The organism is Streptomyces sp. JLSY215 (genome assembly GCF_059682825.1).
In genome coordinates this window covers 3,663,091-3,687,359 of sequence record NZ_CM185022.1, presented here as the reverse complement: position 1 = coordinate 3,687,359, position 24,269 = coordinate 3,663,091, and the positions used below count along the sequence as shown (strand labels likewise).

The 24,269-nt window shown below is 70.0% G+C and carries 22 protein-coding genes and 1 tRNA gene; 9 read left to right on the top strand and 14 right to left on the bottom strand.

Going from position 1 to position 24,269, the window contains the following annotated elements:
- Positions 1-80 precede the first annotated feature (80 nt).
- Positions 81-1,079, bottom strand: a complete 999-nt coding sequence (locus AC5677_RS16370; protein WP_497196645.1) for a beta-ketoacyl-ACP synthase 3 — start codon at positions 1,077-1,079, stop codon at positions 81-83.
- Positions 1,080-1,137: 58 nt separating this feature from the next.
- On the bottom strand, positions 1,138-2,934 hold the full coding sequence (locus tag AC5677_RS16365; RefSeq protein ID WP_497195782.1) for a fatty acyl-AMP ligase: 1,797 nt from the start codon (positions 2,932-2,934) through the stop codon (positions 1,138-1,140).
- Positions 2,935-3,258: 324 nt separating this feature from the next.
- On the opposite strand from AC5677_RS16365, the gene AC5677_RS16360 reads away from it, so the two are divergent.
- The 4 genes from AC5677_RS16360 (at position 3,259) to AC5677_RS16345 (ending at position 8,700) form a co-directional block, all read left to right on the top strand.
- A complete protein-coding gene (locus tag AC5677_RS16360; RefSeq protein ID WP_497195781.1) occupies positions 3,259-4,311 on the top strand; it encodes a thioesterase family protein in 1,053 nt (350 codons plus the stop codon).
- 39 nt (positions 4,312-4,350) lie between these two features.
- On the top strand, positions 4,351-5,580 hold the full coding sequence (locus tag AC5677_RS16355; protein WP_497195780.1) for an MFS transporter: 1,230 nt from the start codon (positions 4,351-4,353) through the stop codon (positions 5,578-5,580).
- Positions 5,581-5,666: 86 nt separating this feature from the next.
- Positions 5,667-7,367 carry an acyl-CoA dehydrogenase family protein gene (locus AC5677_RS16350; protein ID WP_497195779.1) on the top strand — a complete coding sequence of 567 codons (1,701 nt, stop codon included), beginning with the start codon at positions 5,667-5,669 and terminating at the stop codon, positions 7,365-7,367.
- Between the two features lie 160 nt (positions 7,368-7,527).
- A complete protein-coding gene (locus AC5677_RS16345) occupies positions 7,528-8,700 on the top strand; it encodes an FAD-dependent monooxygenase (RefSeq protein ID WP_497195778.1) in 1,173 nt (390 codons plus the stop codon).
- 26 nt (positions 8,701-8,726) lie between these two features.
- Here the strand turns inward: AC5677_RS16345 and AC5677_RS16340 are convergent, their stop codons facing one another.
- Positions 8,727-10,760 (bottom strand): helix-turn-helix transcriptional regulator, encoded by a 2,034-nt coding sequence (locus tag AC5677_RS16340; protein WP_497195777.1) that lies wholly within the window; start codon positions 10,758-10,760, stop codon positions 8,727-8,729.
- A gap of 616 nt (positions 10,761-11,376) precedes the next feature.
- Positions 11,377-12,174: an NAD(P)H-dependent oxidoreductase gene (locus AC5677_RS16335; RefSeq protein ID WP_497195776.1), complete on the bottom strand. Its 798-nt coding sequence runs from the start codon at positions 12,172-12,174 to the stop codon at positions 11,377-11,379.
- A gap of 97 nt (positions 12,175-12,271) precedes the next feature.
- Here AC5677_RS16335 and AC5677_RS16330 point away from each other — a divergent pair, with 97 nt between their 5' ends.
- Positions 12,272-13,279: a helix-turn-helix transcriptional regulator gene (locus AC5677_RS16330; protein ID WP_497195775.1), complete on the top strand. Its 1,008-nt coding sequence runs from the start codon at positions 12,272-12,274 to the stop codon at positions 13,277-13,279.
- 73 nt (positions 13,280-13,352) lie between these two features.
- Here AC5677_RS16330 and AC5677_RS16325 read toward each other — a convergent pair whose 3' ends face one another.
- The 5 genes from AC5677_RS16325 to AC5677_RS16305 all read right to left on the bottom strand — a co-directional run bounded on the left by AC5677_RS16325 (position 13,353) and on the right by AC5677_RS16305 (position 16,541).
- Positions 13,353-13,640: a hypothetical protein gene (locus tag AC5677_RS16325; RefSeq protein ID WP_497195774.1), complete on the bottom strand. Its 288-nt coding sequence runs from the start codon at positions 13,638-13,640 to the stop codon at positions 13,353-13,355.
- Positions 13,640-14,293: an HNH endonuclease family protein gene (locus AC5677_RS16320; protein ID WP_497195773.1), complete on the bottom strand. Its 654-nt coding sequence runs from the start codon at positions 14,291-14,293 to the stop codon at positions 13,640-13,642. Before AC5677_RS16320 ends, AC5677_RS16325 begins: the two co-directional genes overlap by 1 nt.
- A gap of 253 nt (positions 14,294-14,546) precedes the next feature.
- Entirely contained in the window at positions 14,547-15,551 is a 1,005-nt protein-coding gene (locus AC5677_RS16315; RefSeq protein ID WP_497195772.1) for a hypothetical protein, read from the bottom strand.
- Positions 15,552-15,728: 177 nt separating this feature from the next.
- Positions 15,729-15,801: transfer RNA gene (locus tag AC5677_RS16310), tRNA-Arg, on the bottom strand.
- Between the two features lie 248 nt (positions 15,802-16,049).
- Positions 16,050-16,541, bottom strand: coding sequence for an ArsI/CadI family heavy metal resistance metalloenzyme (locus AC5677_RS16305; protein WP_497195771.1), 492 nt, complete (start codon positions 16,539-16,541; stop codon positions 16,050-16,052).
- A 78-nt stretch (positions 16,542-16,619) separates the two neighbouring features.
- Between AC5677_RS16305 and AC5677_RS16300 the strand changes: the two genes are divergently transcribed.
- Genes AC5677_RS16300 through AC5677_RS16290 form a run of 3 tightly spaced genes read left to right on the top strand, consistent with a single transcriptional unit; the run spans position 16,620 to position 18,557 of the window.
- Entirely contained in the window at positions 16,620-17,021 is a 402-nt protein-coding gene (locus AC5677_RS16300) for an ArsR/SmtB family transcription factor (RefSeq protein WP_497195770.1), read from the top strand.
- Positions 17,018-18,151, top strand: coding sequence for an ACR3 family arsenite efflux transporter (arsB, locus tag AC5677_RS16295; protein WP_497195769.1), 1,134 nt, complete (start codon positions 17,018-17,020; stop codon positions 18,149-18,151). Before AC5677_RS16300 ends, arsB begins: the two co-directional genes overlap by 4 nt.
- Positions 18,144-18,557, top strand: coding sequence for an arsenate reductase ArsC (locus AC5677_RS16290; RefSeq protein ID WP_497195768.1), 414 nt, complete (start codon positions 18,144-18,146; stop codon positions 18,555-18,557). The genes arsB and AC5677_RS16290 overlap by 8 nt, the downstream gene beginning before the upstream one ends.
- Before the next feature lie 133 nt (positions 18,558-18,690).
- Here the strand turns inward: AC5677_RS16290 and AC5677_RS16285 are convergent, their stop codons facing one another.
- From AC5677_RS16285 to AC5677_RS16265, 5 genes are all read right to left on the bottom strand, one after another.
- Positions 18,691-19,488, bottom strand: coding sequence for a bestrophin-like domain (locus AC5677_RS16285; protein WP_497195767.1), 798 nt, complete (start codon positions 19,486-19,488; stop codon positions 18,691-18,693).
- Between the two features lie 263 nt (positions 19,489-19,751).
- Positions 19,752-21,287 carry an amino acid permease gene (locus AC5677_RS16280; protein ID WP_497195766.1) on the bottom strand — a complete coding sequence of 512 codons (1,536 nt, stop codon included), beginning with the start codon at positions 21,285-21,287 and terminating at the stop codon, positions 19,752-19,754.
- 72 nt (positions 21,288-21,359) lie between these two features.
- Positions 21,360-22,307 (bottom strand): hypothetical protein, encoded by a 948-nt coding sequence (locus tag AC5677_RS16275; protein ID WP_497195765.1) that lies wholly within the window; start codon positions 22,305-22,307, stop codon positions 21,360-21,362.
- Between the two features lie 706 nt (positions 22,308-23,013).
- Complete coding sequence (locus AC5677_RS16270; protein ID WP_497195764.1) at positions 23,014-23,313, bottom strand: hypothetical protein; 300 nt, start codon at positions 23,311-23,313, stop codon at positions 23,014-23,016.
- Positions 23,310-23,471 (bottom strand): hypothetical protein, encoded by a 162-nt coding sequence (locus tag AC5677_RS16265; protein WP_497195763.1) that lies wholly within the window; start codon positions 23,469-23,471, stop codon positions 23,310-23,312. The genes AC5677_RS16270 and AC5677_RS16265 overlap by 4 nt, the downstream gene beginning before the upstream one ends.
- A 145-nt stretch (positions 23,472-23,616) precedes the next feature.
- Between AC5677_RS16265 and AC5677_RS16260 the strand changes: the two genes are divergently transcribed.
- Positions 23,617-24,258, top strand: coding sequence for a TetR family transcriptional regulator (locus AC5677_RS16260; protein ID WP_497195762.1), 642 nt, complete (start codon positions 23,617-23,619; stop codon positions 24,256-24,258).
- Positions 24,259-24,269 lie beyond the last annotated feature (11 nt).

Here is a 24,269-nt window from a genome sequence, read left to right as displayed (position 1 = left end):
GCGGGCGCGGCCGCTGAGCCTGTGGATAACTCGGACCGACGGGGCCCCGGCGCCCGCCGTCCCGGCCCGCCCGCCCCACGTCAGGGCAGGGTCACGACCTGCGCCGCGTACGACAGCCCGGCCCCGAAGCCGACCAGCAGCGCATGGCCGCCGCCGGTCACCGAGCCCTGTGCCAGCAGGCTGTCCAGGGCGAGCGGAATGGATGCCGCCGAGGCATTGCCCGATTCCACGATGTCCCTGGCCACGACGGTGCCCGGCGGCAGCTCCAGCGCTCTGGCCGCCGCGTCGACGATCCGGGCGTTGGCCTGGTGGGGGATGAACGCCGCGAGGTCCCCGGCCGTGATGCCCGCCGCGTCCAGCGCCTGCCGGGCGATCTCCGGCACCGCCCGGGTCGCCCAGCGGAACACCTCGGGCCCGGACATCCGCATGGCGGGCCGGGCCTCGGCTCGCCCGCGGGTGGTCGGCCACGGGTGGTCGTGCGCGATGAGCCCGTGGCGGGCGCCTTCGGCCCCCCAGACCACCGGTCCGATGCCGGCGGTCCGGCTCGGGCCGACGACGACGGCACCGGCCCCGTCGCCGAACAGGAACGCCGTGCCCCGGTCCGCCGGGTCGATGATGTCGCTCATCCGCTCGGAGCCGATCACCACGACATGGCGGGCCGTCCCGGACCGTACGAGGGAGTCGGCGAGCGCCAGCGCATGGCTGAAGCCCGCGCAGGCCGCGCCGATGTCCACGGCCGCGGCCGCCCGCGCGCCGATCAGGTCGGCGACCTGCGGGGCCGCCGGAGGGGACTGCTCGAGGTGCGACATCGATGCGAGCAGCACCATGCCGACGTCCGAGGGGGCGACGCCCGCCTGTGCGAGGGCCTTGGACCCCGCTGCCGCCGCCATGCCGATGACCGTTTCCCCGTCACCGGCGAACCGGCGCGTGACGATCCCGGAGCGCTTGCGGATCCATTCGTCGCTCGAATCGATCGGGCCGGACACTTCCTCGTTGCCGACCACCCGGGCCGGCCGGTGCGCGCCGACACCGAGGATGCGGGCGCCGCCGGGACCGACCGGGGAGCGCAGGTCCTTCATGGCCCGGTTGACGGCCGCGTTCGTGGCCTCGTTCATGGGCTCGCTCATCGCCCCTCCCTCAGCCTTCCTGGGCGGGCGCCGCCGAGCCCACCGTCAGGGCCGAGAGCTCGCCGTCCTCGTAGCGCTTACGGCACGCACGGCGCTGGACCTTGCCGCTGGAGGTCTTGGACAGCGCGCCCCTGCGGACGAGGAGGACCGTGTCGGCGCTCAGCCGGTGGTTGGCGTGGATCGCCTCCGCTATGCGCCGGCGCAGCCCCTCCGCCCCATGGGCCTTGAGCACCCGCCCGTCCGCCTCCACCGCGACCACGAGCCGCTCCGCGCCGCCGTCGTCGACGGAGAACGCCGCCGCGCAGTTGGGGTGCAGGCCCGGTACGGCGGATTCCGCGGACAGCTCGATGTCCTGGGGGTAGTGGTTGCGGCCCTGGTGGATGATCACGTCCTTGAGGCGGCCGGTGACGTGGAGTTCGCCGTTGTGCAGGAAGCCCAGATCGCCGGTGCGCAGATAGACCTTCCCGGTCTCCGGTTCGCCGTCGGCGCCGCGGACCCGGGCGCGGAACGTCTCCTCGCTCGCTTCCGGCCTGCCCCGGTAACCGGCGGCCACACAGGGGCCGTTGATCCAGATCTCGCCGACCCCGCCGGGTGCGCAGGCCCGCAGCGAACCGGGGTCCACGATCCGCACCTCGGTACCGGGGACGGTGACTCCGCTGCCGGCGATCGGTATCGCGCCGTCCACGGTCTCGCCCCAGGGGGCCTCACCGACGACCTCGACCCGGTCCTCGCGCAGGGCACCGGCGGACAGCCACAGCGCGGTGGGCTCCCGGTCCTGCCGGCTGCCGGTGGCCTTGAGGGTGTTCTCCGCGAGGCCGTACCCGGGGCACATCGCCCGGGGGGCGAAGCCGTACGGCGCGAAGGCCTCGGTGAAGGCCAGGACGGTCCCCCAGCGGACCGGCTCGGCACCGTTGGCCGCGACCCGCCAGGAGGACAGGTCGCCGACGTCGCCGGCCTTGCCCTCGGCGGCGGCGCGGGCGCACAGCTCGTACGCGAAGCTGGGCGCGGCGGCGTGGGTGCCGCGGAAGCGGGAGATCGCCTCCAGCCAGCGCGCGGGACGGCGGATGAAGGCGTCCGGGGCCATCAGGTACGACGGAATGCCCGCCCACAGGGGCATCACGACGCCGAACAGCATGCCCATGTCGTGGAAGAGGGGGAGCCAGTTCACGACCGTGCCGTCGGGTTCGCACGGCCACAGCTCATCGGTTTCCGCCACATTGGCCAGAAAGTTGGCGTGGGTGACGACGACGCCCTTGGGGTCGCCGGTGGAGCCCGAGGTGTACTGGAGCAGGGCGATGTCGTCGGGGCCCGGTTCCTCTTCGGGCGCCCCCGCGGCCGGGCCGAGCGTCTCGGTGTCGATCAGCGTGAGCCCGGCGAGCGCCGCCGTGTCACCGAACCGTTCCTCCAGGTCCTGCTTCACCGCGGCCGTGGTGAGCACCGTGGCGGTGCCCGCGTCGTCGGCGATCCGGCGCAGCCGCTCCACGCCCTGCAGACGCCGCGGCACCTGCACGGGGGCGCCGGCGACCCGCCCGTATATGCAGCCCAGCAGCGTGCGGATGAACTCCAGGCCGGACGGATAGAGCAGTACCGCGGTCCCTCCGGCGAGGCCGCGGGCGGCGAGCGCGTCCGCCCGGTCGCGCGCGGCGTCGTGGAGCTCGCGGTAGGTCACGGTCTCCGCCGGCTCCTCGCCGTTGCGGAGAAAGACATAGGCGGTCTCGTCGGGCTGCTTCTCGCTGCGCAGCCGCAGGGCATCGGGAAGAGTGCGGACGAGTCCCACAGGCCGTCGCGATTCGATGGTGCCGGACATGTTTCCACGCTCCTTGCGCAACTGGCTTTTCACAGCGACCTCGCGCTGCAGGGAATGTCGGGGCAGGCTCCCGGCCGTACCCGTGCTGCGGGCATCGGAATGCGGCGCCGGCGGAATTGCGCGGTGCGGCGTGTGGTATTTCGGGTCGCGGTCGCGTCGATTGACGGATTCCTCGACGGCCCTGCCGGAAGTCCCCTAATGGCCGAAAAGCTACCCGCCGAACCCCGGTGGAGGAACTACTCAAACGGGTAGGGCGGCGGCTGCCGGTGCCTACTCGATTGAGTAGTTCCGCAGGTGAGCCGGTGCGAACTAGCATCGACGGACGTGGGCCGACCGCCGGGGAGCATCCACAAGTCCCTTGCCGCAGAGTCGTCTTTACGTCATCGAAGAATCACCTTTCATTCGGCGGCAACGGTCATGGAAAGTCGCATTCCGCTTCCTGGGCCGCCGTTCCGCCGCGGCCGGCGCAGCCGGTCGCATCGCCGGAGTGGCCGCTTCATGAACAGTCACCGCAGGAAAGGAAAGGAAAGGGGGACATCCGTGATCGCCGATGCGTTCTACGAGCGCCTGGACAAGGCGACGTTCGCCAGCAGTCCGTCGACGGCGGGCCCTTGGGGACCGCAGGCGCAACACGCCGGGCCGCCCTCGGCGTTGCTGTCGATGCAGATGCTGAACGACCACCCTCGTCCGGGCTTTCATCCGGCGCGTATGACATTCGAAATACTGGGCCAGATCCCGGTGGACGAGCTGACGCTGCAGACGTCGGTGGTGCATACGACCCAGCGGACCGATCTGCTGTCCGGGACGCTGCTGTACCGCGACCATCCCGTGGCGCTGGCCCGCATGTGGAGATACAGATCCGCGGCCGACTCATTGGACACCGTTCGCGCACCCGAACCCCGGCGCCGGCCGCTGGACTTCGAGAATTCCACGGCTCCGGACGGCCCCTTGATCCTGGCCTTCGACGACTCCGTCACCCCGCCCGTCCCGCTGCAACTGACCAGCCATACGGACGGATATCTCGCCGCCGTCGAATGGCGATTCGCCGAGGAACGGCCCTTCGCCAAGTACGGCCCCGGGCAGGCCTGGGCCCGGCCCCGTATTCCGCTCGTCCTGAATGAGCCCGACACGCCTTTCGGCCGCCTGATGCTCATCGCCGACAGCTGCTGGTCGGTAGGACGCCGGATCGACATGATGAAGCATTTCGCGATCAATACGGAGATCACCGTGCACTGCCACCGCCTGCCCGAAGGCGACTGGCTGCGGCTGGACGGAACAACGGTGACGACACCGGGCGGGGCCGCGGTGAGCCATTCGACCATGGGCGACCGCGAGGACGACTGCGCCTATGTGCTCCAGTCCATGTTTGTTGCATGACGTACTACCGCAATCTCCTGGGAGGAGCGGGGATATTCCATGACCACAGGTGACAGGGGTCGAGGCTTTTCCTTCGCGGTGATCCTGGTCAGCGTCGTCGCCATCATGGTGCACACCGCCATGCCCACCCCGATCTACGCCATCTACAGCAGAGAGCTGGGGCTGACGACACTTCAGGTGACCGAGGTGTACGCGATCTATGCCCTGGGTGTGATTGCGGCGCTGGTGATGTTCAACTCGCTTTCCAATACGCTCGGCAGACGTCCGCTGCTGCTGATCGGACTGCTCTGCAGCGTCGCCTCGAACGTCGTCTACCTCAATGCCGACTCGATCGCCCATCTCTTCGCCGCCCGGCTGCTGACCGGACTCGCGGCGGGCGCATTCATGGGCACGGCCACCGTGGCGGCCGTGGAGGTGGCACCCGGGAAGTTCACCAAGCATGCCGCGGTATGGGCCACGGCCGGCAACATTCTGGGCCTGGGGCTCGGTCCGGTGATCGGGGGACTCGGTACGCAATTCCTCGGGGAGCCCGAACACGAGCTGTTCCTGGCCCACTTGGCCGTGACGGGCATCCTCATCGTTCTCCTGCTGACCACCCAGGAACCACTGGACAGGTCCGACCGCGTCCCCTTTTCCTGGTCGGCGCCGAAACCGCCGTCCGCCAGTCGGCGTTCCTATGCCGGGCTGACGCTGATCGGCGTCTCCGGGATGGCCACGCTGGGCATGCTGGCGGGCCTCACGCCGCATTTCCTGACCGATTTCTCGCCGGATGCGAGCGGTCTTTCCGCCGGGCTCATCGTCGGCGCCGGCTTCGGCGGATCCGCACTGGCCCAACTGGCGTTCCGGCGGGTCACCATCACCCGCGGCCTGGCGTCCGGAGCCGCCGTCATGGGCCTGGGCCTGCTGATTCTGATCGCCGCCATTTACTTCGGCAGCATCCTTCTCTACACCGCCGCCGCCGTATTCAGCGGACTCGGCCAGGGCCTGGCCATCGGAAGGTCCATCCAGGAGATATCGGCCCGCACCTCGCTGTCGGAGCGGGTGAGCGCGGTGAATCTGTACTACGTGGCGCTCTACACCGGCGCGGCGATACCCGTCATAGCCCTGGCCTTCATCGAAAAATCCTTCGGCCTGTCGGTCGCCGGTTTCGCGTTCTGCCTCTTTGCGCTGGTATTCGCCGCGATCGGCATCGTCCAGCTGATCAGGGCCGGCACATGGCGCACGGAACCGGCCGCCGACCACCCCGAGGCCGTGCCGTCAGAAGCCTGAGACCTCCGGACACGCCGGGACCTCCGGGACCTCCGGAAACCACGAACACGCAATACGACGGGGAAGAACACATGAGAGGCGACGAGATGTCGAATTCTGAGCGACCCGGCCACCTTCTCGGTGGCACCAGCATCCTGGTCCAGGACGACCGGGCGTTCGCATCGGAAGTTTCGGACTGGTTCCGCCATATCGGACGGGACAAGGTGCTGCGGCAGGAGATCGACCGGGAATTTCCGGCTGAGTATCTGTACTTCCTGGAATCCACCAGGCTGCTCGAACGGTCCCTGGTCCCGGCCTGGCTCGGCGACACCTCGGCCGGCTGGACGCCGTACCGCGTCACGGGGCTGAGCGAGCACCTCGCATTCCACAGTTTCACCCACTGGCTGATGTGGCACGTGAGTTCCCTGTCGGCCACCCCGGTGTGGATGTCGAAGAACACCACGGTCCAGCGCACCTACCGGGAGCAGTTCCGCTCCGGCATGGTCGGATCCTTCGGCATGTCCGAGCGCGGGGCCGGCGCGGACTGGCGCACCACCGCAACGTCCGTGAAGCAGATCGCCGACCGGTACGTGGCGAGCGGTGGCAAGGACTACACCGGCAACGGCAATGTGTCGAGCCTGATCACGACCTTCGCCCGCAGGCCCGACGGCGGCGACCGGGACTATCTGCTGTTCCGGGTCGACTCGCATCGCAACGGCTTCGAACTGGTCCGTAACGCGGTTCCGGAGCAGATGTACGTCAGCGAGTTCCGGCTCTCGGACTACGAATTCGACGAGGACGACGTCATCTCGGCCGGGCCCCAGGCATTCGCCGACGCGGTCAACACCATCAACGTCGGCAAGTTCAATCTGGCGACGGCGGCCACCGGTCTGGTGTCCCGGGCGCTGGTGGAGACCTTCCACCACACCTCGAACCGCTCGATATTCGGGCGGACGGCGAGCTCGTTCGGCCAGAACCAGGATGCGCTGTGCCGCGCGACGCTGCGGCTGATCGGTATGAAGGCGTTCACCGCACGGTGCGTCGACCATATGCATGCGGCCGGCGAGGACGACAACCGCTATGTCGTCCTGAATGCCGTGGCCAAGGCCAAGGTGACCCATGACGCGACGGAGGTCATCCACTCGCTCTGCGATGTCATCTCCGCCAAGGCCTTCGAGGCGGATTCGGCATTCCGGCCGCTCCAGAAGTACGTCGAGTACCTGCCCCGGCTGGAGGGGACGAAGTACGTCAATCTGATGCAGGCGATCCGCGCGGCCCCGAATTTCTTCGATTTCGCGGGCAACACCGCGCAGTCGCCGGACACCGCGGGCGATTCCTCGGAAGCGCCGCGCTATCTGATGTCCCAGCGCAGGCTCGGCGGCCTGGAAAAGCTGGTGTTCAGCGACCGCGCCCCGGCGAAGGAACAGCTGGGACATCTCCCCTCCGCCGCGCTGTTCTTCGATGCGGTCGAGCGCCTGGGGGCGTCGGTCTTCACCAGCCCGCTGGACCAGGGCGATCAGCGGAAGGTCCTGGCCGTCGGTGAGCTCTTCGCGATCGCGGTCTACGGCACCGTCGTTGCCGAGTACGCCCGGCAGCGGCCCGACGACGAGGTCTGGGAATCCGTCTTCAGCCTGATACTCGAAGATCTGGCGCTGACCCTCGTGCGCTCGCGGCTGGATCTGACGGACCACCGCGAGGTGGCGGACGCGCTTCTCACGTCCGTCCAGTCCACCGCCACCGAATGGCCCGTCGCCCGGATTCTCGACCACCTTCAGGCGGCCACCGCGCATTCGCAGGGACTTCTGTGAGGTGACGGCCGATCCGGCCCGGCCCGCACCCGGACATTGCGGGTGCGCCGGTCCGGAACGGCCGGGGCGGGCGGCCGCGCCGGCGAAAGGCCGGCCGTGGCCGTCCCCCGAATCACCACCGCAACACCCACCAATCCATAACCGAAACGGGGGTTGAGCAATGCTGAACATCGCCATCATCGGCGGGGGTGTCGGCGGTCTGACGGCTGCCATCGCACTGCGGGAAAAGGGCCATCGGGTCAGCGTCTACGAGCAGACGGCCGAGCTGAAGGCGATCGGTGCGGGCTTCGGGGTCCTGCCGAACGCCATGCATCTGCTGGCCACCGTCGGCCTGGACGACGAGGTGAAAAGGATCGGCTATTCGGCCGACGATTCGATCGTCCGGGATTCCGACGGCAACACGCTCCCGGTAGCGGACTGGCCGCAGAAGCGCAGCCCGCTCGGCAGCACCTACGCCGTGCACCGCGGCGAGTTCCAGCAGGTACTCGTGTCGAAACTCCCCGCGGAGGTCCTGCACCTGGGCAAGAAGGCGGTGAAGGTCCGCCAGCGCGACGGTTACGCCGGCGTCCGGTTCGCCGACGGCTCGACGGTCTCGGCCGATCTGGTGATCGGCGCGGACGGAATCCGTACCGCGGTCCAGGAAGCGCTGGGCCTGGAAGTGCGCGCCACCGGTGAGGGCATCATGGCGTACCGGGCCCTGGTCCCGATCGAAAAGCTGAGCTGGGCGCTGGAGGACAAAAGGCTCGCCATTTGGTTCGGCGAGGGACGCACGTTCCTGTGCTACCTGGTCTCGGCCGGCCGGATCATGAATGTGGTCGGCTATGTGCCGAGCGACCGCGATGCGGCCGAATCGTGGTCTGCGGCAGGAGACCTCGACGAACTGCGGACCGCATTCAAAGGCTGGGAACCGAGGGTCCTCGAAACCATCGACGCCGCCGAATCGACCTTCAAATGGGGCGTGTTCGACCGTCCGGCGCTCGCCAAGTGGTCGACGGAATCGATCACGCTGCTGGGCGACGCCGCGCATGCGATGGTTCCGCACCTCGGCCAGGGCGCGAACCAGGCGATCGAGGACGCTTTCTCCCTGGCCACCCTTCTCGACGGCGCGGACCGGGACTCACTCGCCCGCCTGCTGAAAATCTACGAGCGCCTGCGGATCGACCGTACGTCGCTGGTGCAGAGCGTTTCCCGCGAGGCGGGCCGCCTCTACCGGGATTTCAGCAACGACGACATGACCAAGAAGGCGGAGGCGATATCCGATCTCATCGCCAGAAACCGCATTTCCGGCTATGACGCCATCGCCGAGGCGAAACTCGCCGTCACCCAGGGATAGCGCCGGACCGCCGCGACGCCCGACGGTCACCCGCCCGCGCCCGGCCGGGCGTCGCGGTCCGGGGCCTCGTCCCCTCCGGCATGAAAGCGCCGGGCCAGCTCCACCCGGGAGCTGACCTGGAGCTTTCGGAAGATCTGCCGTAAGTGGTAGTTGACGGTGTGAGGGGAGCGGGAAATCCACCGGGCCACCTGCTGATTGGTCATGCCCTCCGCCACCAGGAGCGCGACACGGTGTTCCGCCTCGGTGAGCGCGGCGGCGGGCGCCTCGGGGGCCTCCGCCGCCGCAGAAGCCGTAGGGGCGGCAGGCGCGGCAGGTGGGACGGGTTCGGCAGGTGCGGCAGGTGTGACGGGCGAGCCGGCGGCAAGGGGCGACGCCGACGCCACCCGCGGCACCTCCGCCACCTGTGTCACCACACGCGAAGGCCCCACAGACCCCGCAGGCCCTACGGACCCCACCGCACCCCCGCCCCCCTCCCGCCCACCATCCATCTCCCGCAACCACCCCTCCACCCGAGCGGCTTCGGCCCGCGCCCCGATGGCGGCGTACCGCTCCCTCGCGTCCCGCAGATGCCGGTGCGCCAGGTCGCGGTCCCGGCCCTGCCGGCTCAGCAGCACCCCCAGGTCCTCCCCGGCCGCCGCGGCGGCCCACGGTTCGCGGTGCTCCCGGGCCGCATACGCCAGCGCCTCCGCGTCGTCACGCAGCAGGCCCCGGGCGTGCTCCGCCGTCGCCGCCAGGGCCGGCTGCGCCGCGTTGTGTGCCACGAGCCGCTCCAGCGTCCGTACCACCGCCCCCGCGATCGACGGCTCACCGGCCGTCCGCGCCAGCCGCACCAGCCGGGCCGCCGCGCCGTTGTCCCGTACGAACAGCAAGGGGGCGGTCAGCAGATCGGCGTAGCGCCCGGCGAGCAGCGCCACGGCGCTGCGCGGATCCATCGGGGCCGACGCCACGAGGAAGTCGACCCACCGCTGCCCGATCCACGGAAACGCGGACTGCTCCACGGCGTTCTCCCGGCGCGCGCGCCACATGAGTCCGGCCGCCTTCTCCCGCTCGCCGCGTCGCAGCGCCGTCACCGCGAGCAGTGAAGTCCCTTGCGCCACCGTGGTGTTGGCGCCGATCCGGTCGGCCAGGGACACCCCCGCCGCCAGCTCCGCATCGGCCTCCGCCGTACGGCCCGCACCGATCAGCAGGCGGCCGTGCGCGACCATGGCGTCGGCGATCGCCCGCCGATGGCCCAGCCGCTGTGCCTCCTCGTGTATCCGGGCGAGCTCCGCGCCGCCCTCGGCGAGGTCCCCCAGGTGGATCAGCTTGTGGGCCAGCGCGAGCGCCGGATACGGCCGCCACGCCTCCGGCAGCGAACCATCGGCCCTGCGCAGCGCCTCGCGTCCCCACTGCAGGCCTTCGTCGAGATGCCCCGCCGCCCATTCGAGGTTGGACAGCACCACGGCCGCAACCACGGCCGGGGGCCCGGCGTCCCCCGCCGCGACAAGGGCGCAGGCCCGGTCCCGCTGCCCCCGCTCGTCATCCCGGAAGAGCCCGAGCACCCGAACCGCCGCCGCCTCGGCCTCCGTGTCGCCGCCCGCCGCCAGGACGCCCACCAGGGCGCTCCGCAACATCCCCAGCGCCTGCCCGGACAGCGGCCGGCGGAGACCGCCCTGCGCCAGAAGGAGCGAGGCCATCATGTGTTCGGCGATGGCCCTGGGCCCGGCGCCCGGCGCCGTCCCCCGCCGGGCGCCCACCACGCCGTGCCGCAGCATCCGCCGCACCGGTGCGGGAATGTTCTCCCCGAGCGCCTGACGGACCTGCGGCGAGCGAAAGGTCAGCCGGTCCTCGTGGAACCGGATCAGCGAGGCCGCGACGACCTCGTCGAGCGCGGGCAGCAGCGACATGGTCGTGACCGACTGGACCTGCGCCACGTCCTGCAGCACGAAGGTCTCCCCGAGAACGGCTGCCGCCTGCACGAACTGCCGTGCCTGCTCGGACAGTTCGCTCAGCCGTGCCTGTACGCCGGCTCGGGCGTGCGCGGGCGCCGGTCTCGCCGCCCCCTCCGAGCAGCCGCGCACGCGCGACAGCGGCGCCGGCCCTCCTCCGTCCGTGCAGCGCGTTTCCTCGTCAAACATAAGCACCCATCAGCGTCGACCGTCTGACAGCGGGACCGGGGCCGGGGCGTCCGGGGCCGGGATCCGGCCCCCGATATCCCGGCGTGCGGACATCGCGCGGAGGGCGGGACCGCACGCCGCACCTCCGGGCGGTCCCGGCGTGACGGTCTGCCCTCCGGAGTGTGGCGCCATCCCGGGCGCCGGCGATGTCGCGGGCGCCGAACCGACCGAGCGCGGGGACAGGGGGCGGTTGCGCGGGGATGCGGAGCGGCTCCGGCCCGGGTTCCCGGGCTCCGCCGCGCCACACTGGCAACATCCGTCACAGGTCCCCCTCCCGTCTCTGGCTTAACGCGCCCAGTGAAAGGAGTGTTCCCCCGTACCGAGGAATGCGTCAAGAATTTTTCGAATGATGGAATTGAACTTTCGAGATGCAAGAAAACTGCCAGGTGAACGGCCATGGAGGGAGTCGTGGAGCCGAACCGGCACCCGTACCGACGCGCGTCTGACCAGGTGTCAATTCAGCTCCCTTCCCACGCCGTCGGGCGCTCGTGCCCCGGCGCGCCCCGGCAACAGACGGCGCTCAGCCGCGCGGGCGGACGTGTATCTCCAGTCCGCTCGTCCCCGGTTCCTCCACGCCCGGCAGCAGCCGCATGCCGTGGTCGTAGTCGCCGCCGACGAGCGTCCGGAACGCGACCGGCTCGTCCGTGAAGAGCCCGTCGAGCCGTCGCCCGTACTCCCGCTGCGCCGCCGCGAACCGTTCCTGAGGCAGCTCGTTCGAGCCGTACACCGCGAACGGATCGAGCGGCGCCATGCCGGTGAACCAGAACAGGCCGTGCTGCAACGGGTGGAGGACGTCCGCCAGCCGCCCGTGGATGCCCCGGTCGGAGAAGGCCGACTCCCGGGCGCCGATCGTCACCGACACCAGCGCACGCCGCCCCGCCAGGGTGCCCTCGCTGTAGGGCGGAGGGACTTTGGGGCCGTAGCCGAATCCGGCGGTGAACACCCGGTCGATCCAGCCCTTCAGGATCGCGGGCACCGAGAACCACCACATCGGGAACTGCAGGATCACCGCGTCCGACCAGCGCACCTTCTCCTGCTCCGCCGCGATGTCCGGCGACAGCCGCCCGGCCAGCGTGGCCCGTTCCGAGGCGGCCATCACGCCCAGCCGCCGGTCCGCGGCGTGTTCGGGGAAGTCGTCGGCGTCCACCGTCGCCTTCCACTTCATCGCGTAGAGGTCGGACACCCGCACCTCGTGCCCTGCCGCGCGCAAGCGCTCGACCGCGAAGGCGGTCAGGGCGGCGTTGAGCGAACGGGGTTCCGGGTGGGCGCTGACGACGAGGATGTTCTTCTTCTGCTGCTGCGGCGTGGCTTCGGTCATGCCACCACGCTCTCCCGGGCGCGGCCGGGCAGCCAGCACCCTGTCAACCGGAGGAACGAAGATCCTGGTACTGCGAGGGCCACGCATACTTGAACGCATGGACGGGGTGGACCACATCGAGCGCACCGACGACATCGAGCGCACGGACAACATCGAGCGCACGGACGACGCAGAGACCCGCATCGAGCACGGCATCGGCGACACCCGACGGGCCCTCGGCGGCTTTCTGCGCGCCCGCCGGGGGCGCGTCGCGCCGGAGCAGGTCGGGCTCGCCGGCGGCCGTCGCCGCAGGGTGCGAGGGCTGCGCCGCGAGGAGCTGGCCCAGCTCGCCGGGATCAGCGTGGACTACTACGTACGTCTTGAGCAGGGCCGGGCCACCCAGCCGTCCCCCGAGGTGCTCGATGCGCTCGCGCGGGCGCTCGGCCTCGACGGCGCGGAGCGCAGCCACCTCACCACCCTGGCGGCCGCCCGGCGCGGCCCCGCGCCCACGGCCCGGGTCAGCCCCGTGCTCCAGCGGACCCTGGACGTCATGGCCCCCCACCTTCCGGCCTTCGCGACGGATCACCGCCTGGACGTGGTGGCCTGGAACGGCCTGGGCGCCGAACTGATCGGCGGCGCGGCCGACCCGAGCCGGCGCGAGCGGAACAACGCCCGGTACCTCTTCCTCGACCCCGCCGCCCGGCTCGTCCACCCCGAGTGGGAGGACCGGGCGGCGGAGACCGTCGGCCAGCTGAGGGTCGCCGCGGGGCGTTACCCCGACGACGCCGAACTGACCGCGCTCATCGGCGAACTCTCCGCGCACAGCCCCGAGTTCCGGCGGATCTGGGCCACCGGCGAGGTCGTGATGTGCGCGGCGGGACGCAAGCGGCTGCGACACCCGTCGGAGGGCCTGCTGACCTTGGACTACGAGACGCTGCACGTACCGGCCGCGCCCGGCGAAACGGGCCTGGTGGTGCATGTGTTCAGCGCCGCGGAGGGCAGCCAGGAGGCCGCCGCCCTCGCCCGCCTGGCCGCGACCGTAACGAAGGCGCCCGACCCTCGGCGGCCGGGCGACCGCCAACCCGCCGGCCCGCCCCGCGTCGACTCAGCGCCACCCACGTCCTGAGACCTCACGGCCGGGTACCACTCCGGAAAGGGCGCCCCGGCCCCCGAACTCCCTCGACGTCCGCCCGTCGCCCTCACCGCCGACCGGGCCCGGGGACGACGGCCTCGCCGCCCTGCCCCACGGCCCGTACGACGGCGGCATGCAGAACGTCCAGGCCGCCTGGCGCCACGGGGACCGGGCTGCCGCTGAGCGTGTACCACTCCTCGGCGCCGGTGTACTGGATGTGCACCACCGCCCGGCCGTCGGGCCGGAGGGCGGTGACGACGGTGAGGTCGCCGGTGATGACGCCGACCTCATCGGTCATCGCCCCGCCCGGTCCGGCGGTCACGGTGCCGAGGCAGCGCCGGGGTGCGTCGGGCATCAGGCGCAGGTGTTGAGCATCGTCACGAGCTGGTCCGCCTCGGGCTGCGTCACCGTCAGCTGATAGAGGTGCTTGACGTCCGTCCAGGCCCGCGCGTACGTGCACCAGTAGTCGTGATCCGGCGGGCTCCACTGGTCGGGCGACTGATCGCCCTTGCTCCTGTTGGAGCCGGCGGACACCGCGATCAGCTGCGAGTGCTGCAGGTCATTGGCGAACTCCTTGCGCCGCTCCGTCGTCCAGCTGTCGGCCCCCGACCGCCAGGCGTTGGCCAGCGGCACCATGTGGTCGATGTCCACCTGCGACGCCGACGTCAGGGTCTTGTCGTCGTAATGGCTGTGCCACGTGCCGGAGACGGCCCGGCACTGGGCGTCCTGGGTGACGTCCTGACCGTCCCGCTTCAGCACGACCTCGCGGGTGTCGCAGTTGTTGCCCTGCTGGATCCAGTGCGGGAACTTCGCGCGCGAGTAACCGTCCATCGAGTGCGGTGCCTCAACGGTCAGGTCCGCGAGCTCGGTACGGGCGGCATCCGCCGAAGGCGGCTCCGGCATCTCGACGGGCGCCGCAGCGGCGGGAGTGGTGGCGACCGGCCCGAGAACTGCAGCCAGAGCAAGAGCGGCGACAGCAGTCAACCGCCGGGCACGTGTACGGATCATGCGCCAGAAATAACGGAAATAACGCATGAAACTGCGCATCATCGTCCGGACGGTGGCGTGTCCCCCGGCGGTCGTCCCCAACCAAGACTGCGACCTGCACAAATACAGGCCTCGATACGCAGCTGCGCGCTGTGCGCGCTGTGCGCGCTGTGCGCCCTGTGCCCCGCGCCGCGAGCCGCTCATGCGGTCATCCAGCGATGAGGGCGCGCTGAAGCCCTCCCGGGAGCGGATGCGCCGCACACGGGTTGGGCCATCAAGTGGCCGGGAAGGGCGCGGCATTGTCGATCCACAGCACTCCGGACAGCAGAGCGGACGGCCGCCAGGGCGCGCGTTCTCGTGGCTCATGACGCGGCGCGTCGGCATAGAAGTCGGTCACATCGAGGTTGACGACAAGACTCGGTGCACCGGACAGCAGGCCGCCCAGATGCCCGAAGCTCACGCCCGTCCACGGATGCGCCGCGACGGCCACGACGAAGGGCACCTTTGCCGCGATGTCCTTGTAGGAGCTGACCTTGGCGTCGGTGATCCCGGGCAAGCGGCTGTTGTCGACGGGGCCGGCGCAAGGGCGAGGGATCTTCAGATGCGCCCTGACGTCTCCTCCCCAGCGCCCGTCGCCGCCGTGGTCGAGGAGCAGGAACCGATGTCCACCAGCGGTGAACTCGGGGCCGCGGTGCAGGGGGGACGACACCTGCCGATGCAGCTCCCCGGCGATGCTCTTGGCCGTTCCTTCATCGGCCGGCGGCGGTGGCGCTCCCGCAACCCGTAGCGGTGCGAGCAGAACCGGATGCGGGATCTCCCTGGCGATCGCTTCCGCCAGCTGCGTCCACAGTCGTTGGGCTTCCAGTTCCCCATCGTGAGGCATGAGGCAGGCCGCATCGAGAACGAGGGCGGCGCTCCCGTCGGGGTAGCGGCAGGTCCAGTCCGGCGTCACCCGTTTACCGCCCGACCGCTCCCACTCCTCGTCATAGACCGAACGGAGCCCCGTGGTCCGCAACGCCTGCCCGGCGGCGAGCTCGGTGATCCGCGGCCGGTACTCGCTCTCGTCCGCCAAAAGGTTGGCCAGCGGCGCGGCCTTGCCCTCCGGAAGGAGCGCCAGCTGAACGGCCAGCCAGTCCCGCCAAGCCGACCATTCGTCGTCCGTCTCCGGACCGTACAGAGTCGTGCGCCTGTGCCACGGCCGGTGCCCAACCTTCTCTTTGACGGCACGCACGCGCTCCGGGCCGTAGTACGGCGGCCCTGCGTGTTTCGGCAGCTTCAACGGATTGCCCTCCCGCGCAAGGCCGGGCCCACTGCCACACCGGCCGCGCCCTTTGCGAGCATCCCCCGCTGCCTCCCCGCCCTTCGCGCGCCCGTCATGTCCGCCAGATGTACGCCGCGACACCGGAGGCCCTGCCGCCCACTTGGGCGACAGGGCCTCTGACCTGGTGTTTCTCTGTGCCCCCGGCAGGATTCGAACCTGCGACACCCGCTTTAGGAGAGCGGTGCTCTATCCCCTGAGCTACGGAGGCCGGGCCTTGCGCAGAACGTGGATGAATGCTCTGAGCGATGATCCATCTGGTTCCCGCCAAGGAAGCGGACCGTCGCGAACGGCGGTCCCAGACAGGGTAGCGGATGGGGCTGGGGTGCTGTTGGCGCCTCTGCTCGGTTCATGATCGTGAGGGCTGTCGGCGTCGGTCGTTGCTGAGGTCTGTTGGCTCGGTGGGAGCGTCGGAGGCACAGCCGTTGTGCGACGCGCGGCACGGCCTGGGCGGGGCGGTCAGTTGCTGCCGCAGGCGCAACCGGAAGCGGAAGCGGGCTCGGCGGGCTCGGCGGGATCGGCGGTGGTGGATTGGCTGCTGTGGCAGGGGGCGACGGTGAGGACTTCACTCTTGCCCATCTCGTCGGCGTCGGCCTTGACGACGTAGACCTCCCAGGGCTCCGCGCCGGGGCCGTGGATCCAGACCTTGTCCTGGAGGGCGTAGCAGCAGGACGTGTCGTTCTCCTCGAAGGTCGCGAGTCCCGCTTTCTTGAGGCGGTCGGTGGCGGCGGTGACCTGTTCGGTGGAGGCGACCTCGATGCCTAGGTGGTCGAGGCGGGTTTCCCGGCCTGCCTCGCCTTCGATGAGGACGAGCTTCAGCGGCGGCTCGGTAAGGGCGAAGTTCGCGTATCCAGGGCGGCGCTTGGCCGGCTGGACGCCGAACAGCTTGGAGTAGAACTCCACCGATTTTTCGAGGTCGGCGACGTTGAGGGCGAGCTGAACGCGGGACATGGCGGTCTCCCGTCGCGTTGTATTGATGTCTTTCGATGCAAGCTTGCGACTTGGATCGAGGTTCGTCAATATAGATATGTGTCGAAACAAGAGCTTGAGGTGATCGGCCGGACCGACGCCTGCTGTCCGGGGCTGCTGGCTGCGCCGCTGGACGAAGGTCAGGCCACCGAGCTGGCGAAGGTCTTCAAGGCCCTGGGCGATCCGGTGCGGCTACGGCTGCTGTCGATGATCGCGTCCCGGGCCGGCGGCGAGGTGTGCGTGTGTGACCTGACGCCGGCCTTCGACCTGTCCCAGCCGACGATCTCCCACCACCTCAAGCTCTTGAAGCAGGCCGGGCTGATCGATTCCGAACGCCGCGGGACATGGGTGTATTACCGGCTGCTGCCGGAGATGACCGACCGGTTGGCCGGCATCCTGACCCGGCCCGCCGGACCGCCTCTCCCCCTGCCTGTCGGGACGCCCGCGGGGGATGCCTCATGACCACCGATGCATCGGCTGAGCCTGAGGCCGAGCTTGCGGCTGCGGGGCCGGTCGCGGCTCGCTTGTCGTTCCTGGACCGCTTCCTTGCCGTGTGGATCCTGCTGGCCATGGGCGCCGGTCTCGGCCTGGGGCGACTGGTGCCCGGCCTGGGGGACGCGCTGGCGAAGGTGACCGTCACCGGTGTCTCGCTGCCGATCGCGCTCGGGCTGCTGGTGATGATGTATCCGGTGCTGGCCAAGGTCCGCTACGACCGCCTGGACACCGTCACCCGGGACCGGCGCCTGCTGATCCCCTCGCTGGTGATCAACTGGATCCTCGGCCCGGCCGTGATGTTCGCGCTCGCGTGGCTCTTCCTGCCCGACCTGCCGGAGTACCGGACCGGGCTGATCATCGTCGGGCTGGCCCGCTGCATCGCCATGGTCATCATCTGGAACGACCTGGCCTGCGGCGACCGCGAAGCCGCCGCCGTCCTGGTCGCCCTGAACTCCGTCTTCCAGGTCCTCGCCTTCAGCCTGCTGGGCTGGTTCTACCTCTCCGTCCTGCCCGGCTGGCTGGGCCTGCAACAGGCCGGGCTGAATGTCTCGGTGTGGGAGATCGCCCGCAGCGTGCTGATCTTCCTCGGCATCCCCCTGGCCGCAGGCTTCCTCACCCGCCGCCTGGGCGAGAAGGCCAAGGGCCGCACCTGGTACGAGACGGAGCTGATCCCCCGCATCGGTCCGTTCGCCCTGTGGGGGCTGCTGTTCACCATCGTCGTGCTCTTCGCCCTCCAGGGCGACGCCATCACCTCCAAGCCTCTCGACGTCGCCCGGATCGCGCTGCCCCTGCTGGTGTACTTCGCTCTCCTGTGGGTCGGCTCCATGGCCCTGGGCAAGGCGGTCGGCCTGAACTACCCACGGACCACGACGCTGGCCTTCACCGCGGCCGGCAACAACTTCGAACTCGCCATCGCCGTCGCCATCGCGACCTTCGGCGCGACATCCGGACAGGCCCTGGCCGGCGTCGTCGGCCCCCTCATCGAGGTGCCGGTGCTGATCGGCCTGGTCTACGTCGCCCTCGCCGCCCGCCGCCTCTTCCCCGACAGCGCCCCGACCGCCGAGCCGGCCGGCCTCCAGGAGCCCGCCCGTGACTGACCCCCGCAAACCGTCGGTGCTGTTCGTCTGCGTCCACAACGCCGGACGCTCCCAGATGGCCGCCGCCTTCCTCGCTCACCTCGCTCACGACAAGGTGGAGGTCCGCTCGGCGGGTTCCGCCCCCGCTGACGCCGTGAACCCGGCAGTCGTGGAGGCGATGGCCGAAGCCGGCGTCGACATCTCCGCCCGGACCCCGAAGGTCCTGACCACCGAGGCCGTCCAGGCGTCCGACTACGTCATCACCATGGGCTGCGGCGACGCCTGCCCGGTCTTCCCCGGCAAGAAGTACCTCGACTGGGCCCTGGAAGACCCCGCGGGCAAGGGTGTCGAGGCCGTCCGCCCGATCCGCGACCAGATCAAGATCCGCATCGAAGCCCTGATCGCCGAAATCGACGCCAACGCATAGCAGGATCAGCCGCGTTCCCGATCGGAGCGGCCGCGGAACTTGTGCCGCACGCCCACAGCGTTGCATCGCCTCATGCCTCGTGGTCAACGGCTCTTCGCCCCGGCCCGCCGCCCCTCCGCTCTGCGCTGCGGGTCTACCGGGGCGGCGACAGGACCTGGATCACGGCGCGCAGCGGCTCCGGCGACGTCGAGAACTCGCCCAGGAAGGGATACGACAGTTCCGTGACCAGGAACAGGTTGGCGGCCACGAGGACGCTCACCGCCCCGACCATCCCGTAGTGGATCAGGGCACGCTCGGAGCCGAAAACGACGGAGAACCCGAGGATCAGTCCACTGGTCAAAAGGACCGCCATCCACAAGGACGGGGGCGGACCGCTGTCGGTGCGCGCCTCCAGCAGCCGTTCCGTGCGTGCGCTGCCCAATTCCCTCAACGACGACAGCGAGCTGGCGAGAAAGGCGCGCTGGGCGTCATTGCGGGGCCTGAGGGTCCCGTAGGTGTTGTGCAGGCGGTCCAGTGCCCGCTCGGCCTCGGGCGCGGTACGGCCGGCCGCGGCGCCGTACCACTCGGCCTCCGCCGCGCGTCCGTAGGCCAACAGGCCCTGCCGGATCCGTGCACCCTCTTCCTTGCCGAACACATCGAGGCCCCTGGCCATCTGCACCGCCGTGGCACCCTCGGTCCGCGTCGTCTGATCCGCCGTGTTCACCTGGCCCCAGAGCGCCAGGACGATGAAGCCGATGAGGAACCCGTAGACGACCGCGACAACGGGGAACAGGAACGTTGCGACCTCGTTCTGCTCGCCCCGCACAACGCTGGGGAAACGGCGCCGCACCAACGCCTGGACGGTTGCCGTCCCGCCGGCGACACCGATGACGAGCCCTGCCAGCAGCAACCAGGAAGGGACGTGGATCACGATCCAACGGGTCACGGTCACTGACTCACGGTAACAGTGATGATGCCGAGCGTAGCGGGAGGCCCGAGTGCCCGATCCGCGTCCCTCGGTCGTCGGAGCGTGGAGGTACGCGCCCTGCGTGGGGAGCCGGGGCTCTGCGTGATCAAGGGGATCCGGGCGTACGGAGGAGGTCAGGGGCGCCTCGGCCCGTCACGCAGACACGCCGACGGCCCGCGCGCCCGCTCCGCAGGGAGGAGGGATTCTCTGGGAGGGGGCGGCGGGCCGTCGTCCGGTGGGGGTGGAGGCTACTGGGGGGTGCGGATCGCGCGCTCCGGCGCGGGGGTGTGCCGGGCGGTGTTCCGCTGGTGCTGGGGGTTGAGGAACCACTTGCGGGCGGAGACGAGCCACCACGTGCCGGCGAAGAGCAGCACCACGCCCACGGTGATGGGGGCGTAGTTGAACGTCTCAATGGTCACCGGGGCGGCCTGGGGCAGCATGAACAGGACGGTGATGATCGCGACCCACGCCACCGCGATGACACCCACCGGCGCCGACCAGCGTCCCAGATGCCAGGGGCCGCGCCGGAAGTTCTCTCCCTGGCGCAGGCGCAGCAGGGTGGGGACGACGTAGGCGATGTAGAGGCCGATCGTCGCGATGGAGGTGACGGCGGCGTACGCGGTCGTGTTGAACAGGTAGGGCAGGCCCAGGACGAAGGCGCCGCCGGCGGCGAGCCATACGGCGTTGGTCGGCGTGCGGGTTCCCGGGTGGAGCTTGTGCCACACGTGGGAGAAGGGGAGCGCGCCGTCGCGCGAGAAGGCGTAGATCATGCGGGAGTTGGCGGTGACGGATGCCATGCCGCAGAACAGCTGGGCGCCGATGATGATGAGCAGCATCAGCTTGCCCGTGCTCTCGCCGAGCGCGTCCATGAAGATCTGCGCCGGCGGAACGCCGGTCCCGGACTCCAGGGCGCCGCTGTAGGACTGGATGGCGAAGGTCAGGCCGAAGAGCAGCACGAAGCCGGCCACCCAGGACACGACGATCGACCGGACGATGCCCTTGGGCCCTTCGACGGACGCGTTCTTGGTCTCCTCGGTCATATGGGCGGACGCGTCGTAGCCGGTGAAGGTGTACTGCGCCATCAGAAGGCCGATGAGCGCGACGTAAACGGCGGAGCCCCAGCCGGTGTTGTTGACGAACTCGGTGAAGACGTATCCGGGCGACTGGTGCTTGTCGGGGACGATGAGCAGAGCGCCGACGATCACCACGACGCCGATCAGATGCCACCACACCGAGACGGTGTTGAAGAAGCCGACGATGCGTACGCGGAAGGTGTTGACCACGGCGTGCAGCAGGAGGATGAGGCCGAACAGCGTGATCGTGTGGCCGGGGGTGGCGGCGTAGCCGAACTCGAGCTTCAGATAGGCGTTGAGGAACGATGCCGCGCCGAAGTCGATGCCCGCGGTGACGGCCACCTGCCCGAGCGTGTTGAACCAGCCCGTGAACCAGGCCCAGGCCGCGGCGGACTTCTCAGGGGCGAGCTTGTGCGCCCAGAAGTAGAGGCCGGCGGAGGTCGGGTAGGAGGAGCAGACCTCGGCCATGGCCAGGCCGACGAACAGGGTCATCAGGCCGACGAGGACCCAGCCCCACATGATCAGGGCGGGCCCGCCCGTGTTCATGCCGAACCCGTACATCGTCAGGCAGCCGGACAGGATGCTGATGATCGTGAAGGAGACGGCGAAGTTCTGCCGCCCGGACATGGAGCGGTCCAGTGTCTGGGTGATGCCGAGCTCGGCGAGCCGCTCCTCTTCCGACTGCGTGACGCTTGGTATGTCCAACGGCATAGCGAGAGCCTCTCCTGTTGATTGCAGGGTGAATTGCGGAACAACATGGCGCTGGTCGGTCTCGAAGAGGCGTTAGGGTGCGGACGCCTTGACCGCCCAGGTTCGATGGCGGGTGAACAGCTGTTGGGCGTCTCCGCAGTAGCTCCACGGCACATCCGTGGCGTACGGGCCGATGGCGTCGAACACCTCGGCCGCTGTCCGGTGCTGATTCGCGAAGGACAGCGCGTGGGCGAGGTAGTTGGCGTCCTCGTGGAAGGAGGCATGGGGGTGGCCGGGGGCCCGGTACGTCCACCAGTTGTCCCAGGCCTGCCGGGTCGACGGATTGTCCGTCCACGGATGCACCGTGAGTCCGTACCGGTGGCCTTCTTTTTCCATCCGCCGGCGGTGCGACTCGGCGAGCGCGACCAGGGGCAGGGTGTGCAGCGGCATCCCGAGGGGGACATGGGCGCAACGCTCCTGCGCCCAGTGGAACATCTCGCCCGCCACCCCGTGCCAGTCGGGGAACATGTAGGTGAGGATCTCGTGGTGCGCCTCCCTGTTCCACGGGTCGCGCTCCTCCACCTCCTGCCACACCTTCTGCACCGTGTCGCGCCACTGCCGGTCGCGGTCCGGGGAGTGGTAGCGCAGCAGGGCGAGCATGACGACGTACGGCGTCGGGTCCTCCGGCAGGGCGTCACCCGTGGCATGGCACAGGTCCCATGCCTGCTCCATCTCCGCGCCGCTGCCCTGACCCCGCGGGCCCGCCATCGACCGCAGGGCCTGGACCGTGGCAAGGAGCGCCAGGGCATGCGGGGAACGGGGTTCGGCCTGCGCCCAGGTGTCGGCGAAGGTGAGCCGGGCCCCGGCGCGGGCGAGCACCTGGAGGCGGAAGATGCGGCGGTCCCAGTCGGTGCCGGTCGCGGCCAGCAGTTCGCGGACCCCTTCCCATCTGCCCATCGCGGCGTCCTCCAGCACCGCCCGCAGCGGGGTGTCGTCACGCGCCGGATGTCGGTCGAATGCCGGTTGGCGTCTCACAGCCATCCCGCTACGGCCGGCTCGGACGAGCGGAGCAGTTCCTCGTGTTGCGCCGGGGCGGCGTCAACGGGCACCTTTCAGGCCTCCGGGGGTGCGTCCGCCGCGGCGGAGTCTGCGTCTGGCGTACGGGCGGGCGTGACGTGCCGGCCGGGTGGCGGCCGTGCGGGAGATGCGGCTCGTCGCGAGCCGGTAAGCCTGGGGTGGGGCGCGCGCGCAGGGCACATCGGTCGCGTGGGTCGCGAAGGCCTCGGGGATCGTGCCGGTCGCGTCGAACGTGCAGGTCACGTCCGTCGCGTCGGATGCCGCCCGTGGGTCCGGGTACCGGAGTGTGCTGTGGTGATCCCTCTTGCGAAGGCGAGAGCCCGACTCGACATGGAAGGGCTATCACCGGAATCTCCTGTACGTCTGGACGCATGCACTGTGCGACTCGAACCGTCAACTTCCTGCACCAAGTGGTGACTTGCGAAAGCAGACTATTCACAGATGCGCGGTTCCGCACATTCCTTTGGTGATAAAGCTCTCACGATTCGTCGTCAGAGAGCGCGAGTTGAGGTTGCATGCGCTACTGACCTGCGTACATAACGCGAGGTGGCGCCGGGTGCCAAGAGGCACTCGACGCCTTCCCTTCGCTCCGTACGGGGCGCGGCGATCTTCTTCGTTGGACTCGCGCATGCGCCGGTGTCCTGCGTCGCAGGGAGCGGCGGGGCCGCCGTCAGCCTCCGATGTGCCAGCTGACCGTGCCGTCGGTGGTGACGAGGGTGGCGAGGAGGATCAGGTCGGCGGCGCCGAGGGCCAGGCCGAGGAGGGCGCGGCCGCGGCGGTTGGTGCGGCGGACGAGGGCCAGGCCGCCGAGGATCAGGGCGCAGGGGCCGAGGACCACGTTGAGGACCAGGGTGCCGAGCAGGCCGAGGACGAAGGAGGCCACGGCCATGCCGTCGGCGTGCGACCGCGGCGCGGTGTTCCGGGCGGCCTTCGGTGCGCTCTTCGGGGCGGCTTCGGTGAGCGTGGTCATCGGGGGGTCCCCTCGTGGTGGCGGCGTTCGCGGAGCGTGAAGACGAGCAGCCAGCCGGCGATGACGGCGGCCGCGACGAGGGTGACGGGGAGGGGGAGGTGTGCCGCGGTGCCCAGCATGATCCCCATCAGGAGAAGGGCTGCGACGAGGAAGAGCATGTTCCTGCCTTTCCGGCTCGGACGTCGGACGCGGGGTGCGCCGGACGTGAAGTCTGCACTCAGAGGACAGTTGTTCACTGAGTTCCTTCAGTCTAGGGGCACCTCCGGGTGGAGGAGTTCGGAGAACGGTTGTTTACTGGATGACATGAGTCACACCGTTGGGGTCCGGCAGGCCCAGAAGCAGAAGACCCGCCAGGCGCTGCTCGACGCGGCGCTCGGTCTGCTGACCGAGCAGAGCCTGAGCAGCCTGGGGTTGCGGGAGGTCACGCGGGTGGTGGGGATCGCCCCGACCGCGTTCTACCGGCACTTCAAGGACCTGGGGGAGCTGGGCGTCGCCCTGGTGGAGGAGGCGCTGGGGAGCCTGCATGCGATGGTCCGGGCGATCCTCGCCGAGCAGGCCGCGGCGGAGGAGCGGATCGACAGCACGATCGCGGTGGTCGAGCGGCATGTGCGCGAACACCCCGCACACGTACGGTTCGTGGCGCGCGAACGGCACGGCGGCGTACGGGCCGTGCGGCAGGCCATCGCCGGTGAACTGGACCGGTTCGCCCAGGAGGTCGCGGAGGCGCTCGCCTCCCAGCCGGTGTCCGAGGGGTGGCGTACCGAGGACGTGCGGATGGTGGCGGAGCTGTACGTGGACCGGCTGGTGACCACGGCCGCGGAGCTGATCGACGCCGAGGACGGCGGGCCGGACGAGGCCGCGCGGGTGGTGCGCACCGCACGGTGCCAGCTGCGGCTCATCGCCATCGGGCGGCGCCACTGGGTGGCGGAGGGCGGAATGGGCTAGGGCGTGTCCCG